General features: G+C 63.4%; 12 protein-coding genes. 1 reads left to right on the top strand and 11 read right to left on the bottom strand.

Annotated features, from left to right (window positions below; genetic code table 11):
- Positions 1-12: 12 nt before the first annotated feature.
- Together ACIIOY_RS22770 and ACIIOY_RS22765 are read right to left on the bottom strand one after the other, a co-directional pair.
- Positions 13-795 carry an aspartate/glutamate racemase family protein gene (locus ACIIOY_RS22770; RefSeq protein WP_411036960.1) on the bottom strand — a complete coding sequence of 261 codons (783 nt, stop codon included), beginning with the start codon at positions 793-795 and terminating at the stop codon, positions 13-15.
- A 151-nt stretch (positions 796-946) separates the two neighbouring features.
- Complete coding sequence (locus ACIIOY_RS22765; protein ID WP_411036959.1) at positions 947-1,747, bottom strand: transporter substrate-binding domain-containing protein; 801 nt, start codon at positions 1,745-1,747, stop codon at positions 947-949.
- 197 nt (positions 1,748-1,944) lie between these two features.
- On the opposite strand from ACIIOY_RS22765, the gene ACIIOY_RS22760 reads away from it, so the two are divergent.
- Positions 1,945-2,361 (top strand): Lrp/AsnC family transcriptional regulator, encoded by a 417-nt coding sequence (locus ACIIOY_RS22760; protein ID WP_411036958.1) that lies wholly within the window; start codon positions 1,945-1,947, stop codon positions 2,359-2,361.
- A gap of 45 nt (positions 2,362-2,406) precedes the next feature.
- On the opposite strand, the gene ACIIOY_RS22755 is transcribed toward ACIIOY_RS22760, so the two are convergent.
- The 9 genes from ACIIOY_RS22755 to ACIIOY_RS22715 form a co-directional block, all read right to left on the bottom strand.
- Positions 2,407-4,368 (bottom strand): pyridoxamine 5'-phosphate oxidase family protein, encoded by a 1,962-nt coding sequence (locus ACIIOY_RS22755; RefSeq protein WP_411036957.1) that lies wholly within the window; start codon positions 4,366-4,368, stop codon positions 2,407-2,409.
- 66 nt (positions 4,369-4,434) lie between these two features.
- Complete coding sequence (gene purU, locus ACIIOY_RS22750) at positions 4,435-5,319, bottom strand: formyltetrahydrofolate deformylase (protein ID WP_411036956.1); 885 nt, start codon at positions 5,317-5,319, stop codon at positions 4,435-4,437.
- 7 nt (positions 5,320-5,326) lie between these two features.
- Complete coding sequence (locus ACIIOY_RS22745) at positions 5,327-5,860, bottom strand: aminomethyltransferase family protein (protein WP_411036955.1); 534 nt, start codon at positions 5,858-5,860, stop codon at positions 5,327-5,329.
- Positions 5,853-8,717: a 2Fe-2S iron-sulfur cluster-binding protein gene (locus ACIIOY_RS22740; protein WP_411036954.1), complete on the bottom strand. Its 2,865-nt coding sequence runs from the start codon at positions 8,715-8,717 to the stop codon at positions 5,853-5,855. The genes ACIIOY_RS22745 and ACIIOY_RS22740 overlap by 8 nt, the downstream gene beginning before the upstream one ends.
- Entirely contained in the window at positions 8,714-8,977 is a 264-nt protein-coding gene (locus ACIIOY_RS22735; protein WP_411036953.1) for a sarcosine oxidase subunit delta, read from the bottom strand. The genes ACIIOY_RS22740 and ACIIOY_RS22735 overlap by 4 nt, the downstream gene beginning before the upstream one ends.
- A 9-nt stretch (positions 8,978-8,986) precedes the next feature.
- Positions 8,987-10,246 (bottom strand): sarcosine oxidase subunit beta family protein, encoded by a 1,260-nt coding sequence (locus ACIIOY_RS22730; protein ID WP_411036952.1) that lies wholly within the window; start codon positions 10,244-10,246, stop codon positions 8,987-8,989.
- Between the two features lie 134 nt (positions 10,247-10,380).
- Complete coding sequence (locus tag ACIIOY_RS22725) at positions 10,381-11,148, bottom strand: amino acid ABC transporter ATP-binding protein (RefSeq protein ID WP_411036951.1); 768 nt, start codon at positions 11,146-11,148, stop codon at positions 10,381-10,383.
- Positions 11,145-11,801, bottom strand: coding sequence for an amino acid ABC transporter permease (locus tag ACIIOY_RS22720; RefSeq protein ID WP_411036950.1), 657 nt, complete (start codon positions 11,799-11,801; stop codon positions 11,145-11,147). Before ACIIOY_RS22720 ends, ACIIOY_RS22725 begins: the two co-directional genes overlap by 4 nt.
- Positions 11,798-12,460: an amino acid ABC transporter permease gene (locus ACIIOY_RS22715; RefSeq protein WP_411036949.1), complete on the bottom strand. Its 663-nt coding sequence runs from the start codon at positions 12,458-12,460 to the stop codon at positions 11,798-11,800. Before ACIIOY_RS22715 ends, ACIIOY_RS22720 begins: the two co-directional genes overlap by 4 nt.
- Positions 12,461-12,487: the final 27 nt, after the last annotated feature.

Raw genomic sequence — 12,487 nt, 5'->3', positions numbered from 1 at the left:
CATATCCACGTCTTAAACATGCCCATAGAAATCGCGATGAACCGCGACTGAATAGGCGTAATCCAGCAGCGTCGACCAGCTGAATACCGGCATATCGATTTCTCGCTGTATTGCACGGCCGAATGGCTGGAAGCCCGTGCATTCCAAGACCATTGCCCCCATGTTCGGGTGGGCGAGCGCGAAGTCCTTGGCGACTTTCACCAGTTCGCGTTCCGCGAGATCGTAATCGGCGGTAGGGACGTCAGGACGGACGTCCCGGTTCCAGAGGTTATGGAGTTCGGGTATCTGACCGTTGTCCATGGCGCCGTGGACGACATAATTTGTCCCGAGCGTGACGCCTACCCCAGTCAAATGGCGGTCGCGCAGATAGTCGGCAACTGCTACGAGGACACCGACAACCTTGTCAGGGCCGGTCACCATCTGCGCCAATGGTATCTGCAAGAGGCTCGATGCAAAGACAGGCACATCGACCGCACTTGCGATTTCCTTCTGAAACCATGCGAAATAGCCGCATTCGGCAGCGATGGCGCGGCAACCCATGCGCTCCAGCTTGCGCGCCGCCTTCAGGATCGGCTCCAGAAGCTCCGCCTTATCTTCATTGCGGAGCAGTTTGGCGATGTCTACGTCCTCGGCGATCTCGTACTGGATCGGAAAAGGATAGGCGCTGGCGTTTCGTACATCGCCGGGAAAACCCGGATAGGGGTCGTCGAGGATGATGATGCCGAGGCCCATGCCGTAGCAGCACTGGTTCCGTCGGGCATGGATGCGTGTAATGGCAGAATCGCGCAACGGCATGAACGTGGTTTCTCCGGCACTTCCAAGTCGCCAGACTTCGGAGGGTTGGCTTCGTCAACAAAACCGCGACGGCCACGGCGAAGAAGCTGTCGCGCAGGTCTTCCGTGCGCGCGGAGGCCGCCTGGATTCTCCGCGCGCCCTGAAATACCGTCTAGAAAATGTCTGACCCGACCCACTTGTTGGCGATTTCAAGATATTTCCCGCTTTCCCTGATGCTGGCTATCGCCTTGTTGATCGCCTCCCTGAGTTCCGGATTGTCCTTCCGGATGGCGACGGCCACATCCCACTTCGGAAGATCGGGAGCCTCGACCATGCGAACGTTGGCCTTCTTGTCTTTCACCGCCACGAGAACCGGAACGTCGTCGGTCACTATGGCGTCGATGCGGCCGGACTGAAGCTCAAGCAGGAGCTCGGGCAGGCCCTTGTAGGTTCGAAGCGTCCAGCCCCCGCGCTTCTGCGCCCACTCCTCGCCCAGTTCGCCGAGGGTGACGCCGATCGTCTTGCCTTCGAGGTCGGCAACGCTCTTGGCCTGTGATCCTTCGCTCACAAAGATCGCCAGGCCCGAATGGTAGTAGGTGTTCGTGAAATCGACGGCCTTCTGCCTTTCCTCGCTGACGCCCATGGAGCCGATGATGGTGTCGTATCGCCCGGTCACCAGCCCTGCGAGGATGCCGTCCCACGCCGTCGTGACCACCTTTGCCTTTACGCCGAGCTCCTGCGCGACCGCATTGCAGATATCGACGTCGAAGCCGACGACGTTGTTCTGTTCGTCGACGAAGCTGAACGGCGGGAATGCGCCGGAAAGGGCGCAACTCATCTCGCCTGCATCCTTGATCTTTTGGAGATCGTCCGCATTCGCGGAAGAGAAACCGATAATGAGCGTAAGAATAGCCGCACTGATCGGAGCTGCCAGTTTCATTGTCGTAACCTTTCTGCTGCTCTGCACAGCCACGCCATTTCTATCGGAAAGTGAATAGCTGGCGGGCTCGCTTCAAGCTGTTCCACCTGTTTGTTGTTCGTGAGCGAAACCCGTCACGACACCTAGAAAGATAGTCCGATTTCGAAAATGCAGAACATTAAATTGGAGCAATTCCGACAGGAATCTGTCAGTTTAGACAGCACAAGTTCCACAATCGTCAGGCCGGCCAAATGAGTGATCTCGACCAGCGTCTAATCGCCGAACTTCGGATAAACGGGAGGGCATCCGTTCCGAAGCTTGCCGACATATTGGGGGTTGCGCGCGGGACGGTGCAGAAGCATCTGGATAAGTTGATCGCCGACGGCACCATCAAAGGCTTCACGGTCCGCCTTCGCGAGGCGCAAAAGGGAGAGTTGATACGCGCCATCGTCATGATCGAGCTTGGCGGCCGGCATATATCGGCCACCATCTCGAACATAAAGAAGATGCCCGGCTTCGTGGCGGTTTCGACCACCAACGGACATTGGGACCTGATCGGCGAAATCGAGGTCCCGACGATGAACGAGTTGAACTCCCTGACATCGACCGTGCGTCAGATGGAGGGGGTCGCGAAAAGCGAAACGTTCATCATTCTCGGACCGGCTTGATGTGCCGCAGGGGCCTGCTCCCGCGCCAGTCCGGCCGGGCACGTTTCAGCAATCGACCACCAGGTCCCCCTGTGGAATTGCCTGGCACAGCAGGACCTGGCCGTAGGCCAGCAGCGGCACCTCGCCGCCGGGATAATCGACAAGCCCGCTGACAATATTCTGGACGCAGGATCCGCAGTCCCCCATTCGACAGGAATAGGCTACGTCGACGCCATTCTTGAGCGCGAGATCGAGCAGCGATCCCTCGCTCGGCGACCAGACAGCCGTCTTGCCCGACTTGGCGAACGCCACGGTGCTGGCGCTGGCGATAGCCCTGCCCGGTACCTCGAACGCAGCGCCCGCGGACGCCTCGAATGCTTCGATCTTGATCGCTTCGGGCGCCGCACCATGGGCGATGAGCCCGTCACGGAGCGACATCATGAAGGCAGAAGGGCCGCAGATGTAAAAATCCGCTTCTTTCACCTGGACCATGCGAGCAATCGCGGCGGCATCGATGCGGCCTGACAGATCGCAGGCGTCTTCCGGCCGTGGGCGGGAATAGCAGGACACGAGACGGATGCCGCCATTCTTTGCGCGCGCCGCAATCGCGCGGGCCTCTCCTTCAAAGAGATGATGAGCGCCGTCACGGGCGGCATGGACGAACAGGACCTCGCGGCCGCTATCCTCGCCCACCACTTCCTCCAGCATGGGCAAGAGCGGCGTGACACCGACGCCGGCGCTCAGGAAAACAATGGGGCGTCCTGGCGGGGTCGAGAGAACGAACCGGCCCGCCGGGCTGCCGACGAGAATCTCGGTCCCCGGCTCGGCCGTGTCGTGCAGAAGGTCCGACACGCCTCCGGCGCCGATGCGGCGCACCGAAATGCGCAGCGTTTTCCCGTCCGGTCGGCGCGAGACGGAGTAGGACCGCTGTCTCGGCGTACCATTTTCGTCGGGCAATGAGACCGTGATGTATTGCCCCGGCAGAACCGGGCCGATCGGAGCGTTGTCGAATGGCTTGAGGACGAACGAGGTGACGTCGGGGCTCTCACGATGGCGCTCGACACAGATGAAGCGGCGCTTTCCCGACCAAAACTTGCGCCGATCCTGCTGCCAGATCCGCGCGCGGGAAAAGGCGGCGGAGCAATGGAAGAAGACCTCGCGCGAGGTGATCGTCAACGCACCGGCTTCCCGTTCGAAGCGCCCGTTGATGCGAAGAAGCTCGTTTTGGCCCGGCACGACGACGAGAAGCGCGCATTCACCCCTTGCGCCCGTCGAGACATCGGACGGAAGCTGCAGGCGATAGACGGGCGTGTTGCCCGACGGGACGACCGACACCGGCGCCTCTCCCGCCAGGCCGATGGCGACCTCTCCATCGGCGCGATCGTGCGCGATGACCACGAACGTCGCCTTTTCAAGGAAACGCAGGCCGGCGGGACCGGCGAACTGGCCGACTTTCCGTAGCACCAGCGCGCTCGGCATGGCGTAAACGCCGCGCACGCCCGCCGCCGCCAGGACATGTTCCTCCTCCCCGTCCCTGGGGACGAAATCCGAGCCTGCAGCCGTATTCGCGGCCTGGTCCTCGCCGATGATCGCGACGAGATCCAGCGGCGGCTTGCGCCTGGTGGGGTCAGCCCAGAAATCCCCGCGCGCGAAGGCTTCGCTTTTCGCGAATTCAATGGCTTTCGGTTGGAGGACGAGCACGCTGAGCGCCGGATTTTCATCGGCGGGGAAGAGGAGCAGATCCTCCTTCAGGAACGACACGGCCGCCTGCGCGGTGATATGCAGGTACCTGTCGCAGCCTCGGTTCACAATGAGCAGCGCGACATTGGGATTGGTCAGAAGATTGGCGATCGTATCCAGGCGGCGATTGCCGCTGTAGTCGGGCAGCAGCAACGTGCCGTCGTCGGTAACCCGCACGACGCTTGGCTGGCCGCCGCGCGGTGAAACGTCAACCATTCCCTTGGCATTGCGGGATGCGATGAAAAGGAGCGTCGCATTCTCGATGAACTGTCGCGTTTCCAGGTCCATGCCAGGCTTCTCCTCTTGCCGTAAGGCACCAAGATAAGTGCTGCTCCACCGTGGCCGGAGCGTCCCCTAGCCCATCCTCTCGGAGGCGTAGGAGCCGGGCGACGCGGGAAAGACGACGGTCTTGTTGCCGTTCAGGAAAACCCTTCTGTGAATGTGGGCGTGCATGGCGCGGGCGAGGACCTGGCTCTCCACATCGCGCCCCAGGGTGACATAGTCGTCGGCGCTCTGAGCGTGCGTAACCCTGACCGTGTCCTGCTCGATGATCGGTCCTTCGTCCAGATCGGCGGTCACATAGTGCGATGTGGCGCCGATCAGCTTGACGCCCCGCTCATGGGCCTGCCTGTAGGGATTGGCGCCCTTGAAGCTCGGCAGGAAGGAATGGTGGATGTTGATGATGCGGCCGGACATTTTCCTGCAGAGCGCATCCGACAGAACCTGCATGTAGCGCGCCAGCACGATCAGCTCCGCACCGGTCCGGTCGACCAGCTCCAGGAGCTGGGCCTCCGCCCTCGCCTTGTTCTCCTTGGTGACCGGGATGCAATGGAAGGGGATGTCGTGATTGACGACGAGCTTTTGATAGTCGAAGTGGTTCGACACCACGGCGACGATGTCGATCGGCAGCGCGCCGATCCTCCATCTGTAGAGCAGGTCGTTCAGGCAATGGCCGAAGCGCGACACAATGATGAGGACCTTCATTTTCGAGCGCTCGTCATGGAAGGCCGATTGCATGTCGAAGTCTTGCGCAATGGGCTCGAAGCCCTGCCGCAAGGCCGCAAGGTCCTTTGCTTCCTCGGAAACGAAGCTCACCCGCATGAAGAACCTGCCGGTCGCCGTATCGTCGAACTGCGCGCTGTCGGTGATGTTGCACCCTTGCCCGGCGAGGTAGGCGGAGATGGCCGCCACGATCCCCCGGGTGGATTTGCAGGCGACGGTCAGGCAGAATTTGGTCATCGTAAGCTCATCGGGGTTGAAGGTCGGCTGCACGGGCATCATCCCACCCTTTGGCGACGTTGCGCATGACCGTTTCGAAATCCCGGCCGAAGGAGCGTGCCACCAGGCAATGAAACGCATCCGCGGCGGCGCGGATGAGGTATACCGGCGCCTCGTGATGGACGGTCGCAATGCCCTTGCCGATCGGGAAGGACGCAGTCGAAAAATCGATCGCAAAAAGCGACGCCAGAAACCGCTCGGCGCCGGAGCCGCTGACGACATAGGCGCTGCGGGAATGGCTGAGCTCGGTGACGCAGCCGAAATGAGGAGGCACGGCATCGGCGGTGCCGGACCAGCCGCTCGAGACGGGGCTATAGAGCATCACCCGGCCGGGCGCGGGCGAAAAGGTGAAGCAGCCGTCTGCGGTGAGGCCGGCCGGTATCGGAAGATGCCCGGCGGACCCGCTCCCGCTTCTCGCATAGAAGGCGATCTGCACCAGCCTTGCTTCGCAAAGGCCTTCGATCCGCAGCGCCATCGACCGGTGAATTGCACTCTCAGCCATTCTGACGTTCCCCCTCTGGATCGAAAAAGTGCGGAGAGACGACCCGGACCTTCCCGAAACGCGATCGCAACGGGTCGCTTTGCCACAGCACCTGCCCCAACCGCTCCCGGCCGGCGCTGAGCAGGCCCAGGGCAATGGGCCGCCCCAGGCTCGGCGACAGGCAGGCGGAGGTGACGTGGCCGAGGCTTGGCACAGGTCCGCTTTCCGCGGAACGTTCGGTGATATGCGCTCCGCCGCTGATGGTCTGCCCGTCTTCCGGGATCAGGCCGACGAGTTGCAGGCGGTCTGAAGCATTGAGGCCCGGCCGTTCCATCAGGACCTTGCCGACGAAGGGCTTTTCCTTCGAGAGCGCCCAGGCAAGCCCGAGGTCCCGCGCGGTCGTCCGGCCGTCGATCTCGGCGGCCGTCAGATGGCCCTTCTCGATGCGGAGCGTGTCCAGCGCCTCGATCCCGTAGGGCGTGATGCCCATGGCGGCGCCCGCGTCGAGCAACCTCTGCCAGACCGAAAGCCCGTTTCCGGCGGGCGTGAAAACCTCGAAGGCGCGCTCGCCGGAAAACGACAGCCGGGCGACCATGACCGGCCTGTCCGCAATGGAGCCGTGGACGATGCCCATCCTGGGCAGAGCTTCGTCGGAAACGGCGATGCCCGACACGCACGCTTCAAGAACGTCCCGCGACTTCGGTCCCGCGATCGCCATGCCGGCCCATTCGTCGGTGACCGGGCAGACCGCGACCTTGAGATCCGGCCAGAGGATGTCGAGGCAATATTCGAGATGCATCAGGACATTGCCGGCCTGGCCGGTCGAGGTCGTCATGAACCAGTCGTTCTCGGACAGTCGCCAGACCGTTCCGTCATCCATCACGTGGCCGTCCTCGCGCAGCATCACACCGTAGCGCGCCCGGTCGGGCAGGAGCGTCGAGAAGCGATTCGCATAGATACGGTCGAGAAAGGCGCCCGCGTCCGGGCCCTGGACCATGATCTTGCCCAAGGTCGAGACATCGACCAGGCCGACGCCCTGGCGGACGGCCAGCGTCTCACGCGTGATCGCATCCTGAAGCGTCTCGCCGGCGCGCCGGTAGATCCGGGGACGCTGCCACAGGCCGGAAGGCATCATCTCGGCGCCGTGGGCGAGATGCCAGTCGTGCATCGGGGTCCGCCGGATCGCGCGGACGTGATCCTTGCGCTCGGCGGCGAGCGCGGCCACCGGGACGGGCGCGACCGGGGGCCGGAACCGCGTCGTGCCCGTCGCCTCGACGGAGCGGTCCGTCAGCCTTGCGATCATCGCCATCGCCGCGACATTCGCGCTGCGGCCCTGGTCGGTCGCCATTCCCAGGGTCGTATAGCGTTTCAGATGCTCGATCGCGCTGAAGCCCTCCCGATGGGCGAGGCGAATATCGTCCGTGGTGACGTCATGCTGGAAATCGACGAACGCCTTTCCCTCGGCGTCGACCTCCAGGACATCGGCGGGATTTGGAGACAGGCCCGGTCCGAAATCGAATTCCGCCGCGGCCATGCCCGCGGCGCCTTCCACCGTGAAGCACTGGCGTGCCGCATTCCAGACGGGCTTCGAGCCGCCATGCGTCGCAAGCTGGATCGCGGGCGACCAGCCGCCCGAGATTGCCAGGCAATCGCAGGCCAGTCGGCGCGTGCTCCCGTCCCCGCTGCGAACCACCACGCCGTCGATCGCCCTGCGGCCGCGGGTTGCAACGACCACATGATCCACAAGGAGCTCGGCGCCGACGTCGCGGGCGATGGCTTTTGCGGCGTCCGGGACGGCAGGACGCAGGTCGGCGATGGCGGACACGCTCACCCCGGCCGCGTGCAGGATGCGCGCACTGGCATAGGCGCTATCATTGTTGGTGAAGACGACCACGCGCCGCCCGGGGGCAGCCGCATATTGCGACGCATAGCGCGCAGCGCTCGCCGCCAGCATGACCCCCGGCCTGTCATTGCCCGGAAAGACGAGCGGCCGCTCATGCGCGCCCGTCGCATGCACAACGCTTTCGGTGCGGATGACCCAGTGGCGCTGGCGCGGCGCGCCCGGCGCGGGTTTCCCGCGATGATCCGAGACCTTCTCCAGGGCGGCGAAGACCGACCCGTCATAGGCGCCCCAGACCATGCATCTCAGGAGGATCCGGACATTGCCGCGCCGGCGCAGCTCGGCCTCCGTCTTGTCGATCCACTCATTCGCCGGCTGGCCGTCGACCGTGCTTCCCGACCACCTGGCGATGCCTCCGAGGTTCGGGCCGCCATGCGCAAGAATGACCCTGGCGCCGGATTCCGACGCGGCAAGAGCCGCCCGCATGCCGGCGACTCCGCCGCCCGCCACCAGAACGTCCGCGAAGGCGTTGACCTTCTCGTAGCGATCCGGATCGGCGGCCTCTCCGGCTTTTCCGAGACCGGCAGCCCGGCGGATGAAGCCTTCGCAGACATGCCAGAAACGCGTTCCGCCGAGCGCCTTCGGCCCCATGAAGGTCTTGTAGTAGAAACCCGCCGAGAGGATCTTCCCGGCCATGCCGTTCACGGCATGGACGTCGAAGTCGAGCGAAGGAAACCGGTTCTGGCTCTCGGCGACGAGGCCGTCGAACAGCTCGACCTCGGTGGCGCGAAGGTTGGGCTCTCGGCGATCGCCGCGCAGAACCGTGACGAGCGCATTGGGCTCCTCGATCCCGGCCGACAGCAATCCGCGCGGCCTGTGATACTTGAAGGAACGTCCGAACAGGGTATTCCCGGCAGCCAGCAGAGCGGACGCAAGCGTATCGCCGTGCAAACCGGCATAGGCCCGGCCGTCGAAGGTGAACCGCACCGGCCTGGCGCGATCGACATCGAGGCCCTTGGCGAGGCGGTATCTGGTCATGACCTGCCTCCGGTAGCGAGCTCCACGGCATGAATCCGATGATCCCGCGTATCGCGCAGGACGCGAAGATGGGACCGGCAGCCACCGGTGTGGTGCCAGAACTCGCTGTGCGGCCCGGCCGGATTCTTGCGGGCGTGCACGTACCGATCCCAGAGATCGGCATCGTCGCTGTCGAGACCGGGATAGTCCCGCGTGGCATCGCCCTGATAGGTGAATTCCGACAGGTCGCGCGGGCCGCAATGGGGGCATCTTATCTGCATCGCCGGGTCTCAGTGCAAACGGGGTGTGGGGCCGGAACCGTTTTCCGAGAGCACCTTGCCGAGGGCGAAACGGTTCAGGTTGAAGGGTTCGACGAGCCTGTGCGGCCGGTCGTTGGCGATGGTATCCGCAAAGCAGAAGCCCGATGCCGGGGTCGCCTTGAAGCCGCCGTAGCACCAGCCCGCATTGAGGTACATTCCCGGCAGCGGGCCGGTCGTGATGATCGGCGATCCGTCCATCGACATGTCCATGATGCCGCCCCAACTGCGCAGAAGACGAACCTGTGCGAGCCCTGGGAAGAAATTGACGATGCCCGCCATAAGATCTTCGAGCACCGGCAGGTTTCCCCGCTGGGCGTAGGAATTGTAGCCGTCCAGATCGCCGCCGAAGACGAGCGAGCCCTTGTCGGACTGGGTGATGTAAAGATGGCCGGAGCCGAAGACGATCACGGTGTCCAGGACCGGCTTCAGCGAGTCCGACACATAGGCCTGGAGGACATGGCTTTCGATCGGCAGGTCATGGATACCGGCCATCGCCATGACCTCGCTCGTCGCGCCGGCCACGGCGACGGCGACCTTATCGGCACGGATCGTTCCCCGCACCGTTTCGACGCCGACGACACGCTCCCCCTCGCGGATGAAGCCGGTCACGCCGCAGTTTTCGATGATATCGACGCCGAGGCGGTCCGCCGCCCGGGCATAGCCCCAGGCGACGGCATCGTGCCGTGCTGTGCCCGCACGCGGCTGATTGAGACCGCCAAGGATGGGAAAGCGCGCGTCGGCCGCGATGTCGAGACCCGGCGCGAGATCCCTCACCTGTTGCGGCGTCAGCATCTCCGCATCGATTCCGGCGAGCCTCATCGCATTTCCACGGCGGTAGAGCGCGTCCATCTGGCCGGGGTCATGCGCCAGGTAGACCGAGCCGCGCTGGGAAAACATGACGTTGTAGTTCAATTCGTGGGATAGCTGCTCCCAGAGCTTCAGGCCGAACTCGTAGAACTGCTGATTGGCCGGCAGCAGGTAGTTCGACCGGACGATCGTGGTGTTGCGCCCCACATTTCCGCCCCCGATCCAGCCCTTCTCCACGACGGCCACATTCGTCAGGCCATGGTTCTTCGCCAGATAGTAGGCCGTCGCAAGCCCGTGCCCGCCGCCACCGACGACGACGACGTCGTAGCGGTCCCTTGGTTGCGGCTTGCGCCATGCCTCGCGCCAGCCGCGGTTGCCGCCCAGCGCGTGCCTGACAAGCGAAAAAACCGAATATTCAGCCATGTTCGTTCCGATTGATGATCCCATCGCTTTTTTTTGCAGCACGCCACCCTGCCCGCAGAGCGCGCAGAACCTCCGCCATGGCCATGCGGCCATGGATCCCGTCCCACCCTCGCTTTTCCGTCTCGTCTTAGGTTCTAGCCACCCAGATATTTGCGAAGGAAATTGCGCGTCCGCTCCTGTATCGGCGCCGTGAAGACCTGGTCCGGCGGCCCCTCTTCGACGATCACGCCGCCGTCCATGAACAGAACCCGGTCGGAAACATCCGCGGCGAAGCGCATCTCGTGGGTCACGATCAGCATCGTCATGTGCTCCTCGGCCAGTTGCTTCATCACCATGTTGACCTCGTCGACCAGTTCCGGATCGAGCGCCGAGGTCGCTTCGTCGAAAAGCATGACCTTCGGCTGCATCGCGAGCGCCCGCGCGATGGCGACGCGCTGCTTCTGCCCTCCCGACAAACGGGCGGGATAGACGTCGGCCTTCTCGGACAGGCCGACCTTCGCGAGGAGCGCCCGTGCCCGGTCTTCCGCCTCGCGCTTGCCAAGACCCTTGAGCTTGATCGGGCCGATGGTGATGTTCTGCATTACCGTCAGGTGCGGAAACAGGTTGAACTGCTGGAAGACCATGCCCATTTCCTGCCGCACCTTGTTGATGTGGGCTTCGAAGGCCCTGCCCTTCAGCGGTGCGTTCACCCGGACGCCGTCAAGCCAGATCTCCCCTGCATTGACGGTCTCGAGCATGTTGATGGAGCGCAGGAGCGTGCTCTTGCCGGAACCGCTCGGGCCGATGATCGAGAGGATTTTTCCCCGCGCCACACTGAGATCGATGCCCTTCAGCACCTCAAGGTTCCCGTAGGCCTTGTGGATGCCCTTGAGGTCGACCATGCCGGCAGGATGGTGGGTCATCGAATTTCCTCCGTTTTGGCAGCCACCCAGCGCAAAGCGAACTCCATGGCGAGGTTGATGACGTAATAGAATGCGGCCGCGGTGATGTAGAACTCGAAGGGGCGGAAGGTACGGCTGATCGCCAGTTGCGACGCCAGGACCAGCTCGGTGATGCCGAGCACGGAAAGCAGGGCGGAATCCTTGAGCAGGATGATCATGTTGTTGCCGAGCTGCGGGACGGCATTGAGCAGAGCCTGAGGAACCACGAAATACCGCAACGTCGCGATCCGGCCGAAACCGAGCGTGCGCGCCGCCTCGCTCTGCCCCACATCGACGTTGCGGATCGTAGCCTTGATGATGTCCGCGTTGTAGACCGCGTAGTGAAGGCCGAGACCGGCAACGCCCGTCCAGAACGCCGGCAGGTTCACGCCGAGCTGCGAAAGACCGTAGTAGATCATGAAGAGTTGCAGCAGTAGCGGCGTTCCCATGAACAGGAACACGACGAAGCGGACCGGAAGCCGGATCAGCGGGTGTCCGTAAAGCAGGATCAGCGCGAAGCCGATGCCGCCGGCCAGGCTGATTGCGGCGGACAACAGCGTGATGACGATCGTCCAGAGGCCGCCGATCGCGATCGTTCCAAGGAAAGCCGGCACAACGGTGAAGTCGAGGCTCATTTGGCAAGGCTTTCGTTGTTCCGGAAACGGGCTTCAAGCCAATCCACCGCCTTCGCCACACCGTAGATGATGACGAGGTAGTAGACGGCGGTCACGCCGAAAACCTCGAACGGCTTGAAGGTGGACGTCACGAGGCGCTGCGCGGAGTATGTCAGGTCGACAATGCCGATCGTCGAAATGAGCGCGGTGGATTTCACGAGCACGACGGTGTTCACGCCGATCGACCGGACCATGAGGGGCGCCGCCTGCGGCAGGATGAAAAACCGCATCGTCTGCGCGCGGCTGAATCCGAGGCTGCGCGCCGCCTCCCTTTGTCCCGGGTCGACGGCGAGGATCGCACCGCGGATGGCCTCCGACATGTAAGCGCCGAGATTGAAACCGAAGCTGATCACGGCGGCGGCCATCGGTTCGAGGTGCAGGCCCACTTGCGGCCCGCCGAAGAAAACGATGAAAAGCTGCACGAGGACCGGCGTGCCGCGGATCACGCTGACGTAAGACGCGGCCAGCAGCCGGACCGGGAAAAACCGGGAGAAGCGCGCGACCGCGATCACGGCGCCCACCGCCAGGCTGAGGACAAGCGTCATCGCGGCGACCTCGACCGTCACGATCGCCGCCTGAAACAGTGTCGGGATGATCCGTTGGATCAGTTCGAGGTCCATCTTGGTACCTTCTCAAGGACTGAACGG

The organism is Shinella agrisoli (assembly GCF_046557955.1).
GTDB lineage: Bacteria > Pseudomonadota > Alphaproteobacteria > Rhizobiales > Rhizobiaceae > Shinella.
Note: the sequence above shows the minus strand (reverse complement) of the source record. Positions and strands in the feature narration are given on the sequence as shown.

What these genes read in the sequence shown, in the direction of transcription:
- ACIIOY_RS22770 (WP_411036960.1), bottom strand. Translation starts at nt 795, where the DNA reads ATGCCGTTGCGCGATTCTGCCATTACACGCATCCATGCCCGACGGAAC.
- ACIIOY_RS22760 (WP_411036958.1), top strand. Translation starts at nt 1,945, where the DNA reads ATGAGTGATCTCGACCAGCGTCTAATCGCCGAACTTCGGATAAACGGG.
- ACIIOY_RS22755 (WP_411036957.1), bottom strand. Translation starts at nt 4,368, where the DNA reads ATGGACCTGGAAACGCGACAGTTCATCGAGAATGCGACGCTCCTTTTC.
- purU (WP_411036956.1), bottom strand. Translation starts at nt 5,319, where the DNA reads ATGACCAAATTCTGCCTGACCGTCGCCTGCAAATCCACCCGGGGGATC.
- ACIIOY_RS22745 (WP_411036955.1), bottom strand. Translation starts at nt 5,860, where the DNA reads ATGGCTGAGAGTGCAATTCACCGGTCGATGGCGCTGCGGATCGAAGGC.
- ACIIOY_RS22740 (WP_411036954.1), bottom strand. Translation starts at nt 8,717, where the DNA reads ATGACCAGATACCGCCTCGCCAAGGGCCTCGATGTCGATCGCGCCAGG.
- ACIIOY_RS22735 (WP_411036953.1), bottom strand. Translation starts at nt 8,977, where the DNA reads ATGCAGATAAGATGCCCCCATTGCGGCCCGCGCGACCTGTCGGAATTC.
- ACIIOY_RS22730 (WP_411036952.1), bottom strand. Translation starts at nt 10,246, where the DNA reads ATGGCTGAATATTCGGTTTTTTCGCTTGTCAGGCACGCGCTGGGCGGC.
- ACIIOY_RS22725 (WP_411036951.1), bottom strand. Translation starts at nt 11,148, where the DNA reads ATGACCCACCATCCTGCCGGCATGGTCGACCTCAAGGGCATCCACAAG.
- ACIIOY_RS22720 (WP_411036950.1), bottom strand. Translation starts at nt 11,801, where the DNA reads ATGAGCCTCGACTTCACCGTTGTGCCGGCTTTCCTTGGAACGATCGCG.
- ACIIOY_RS22715 (WP_411036949.1), bottom strand. Translation starts at nt 12,460, where the DNA reads ATGGACCTCGAACTGATCCAACGGATCATCCCGACACTGTTTCAGGCG.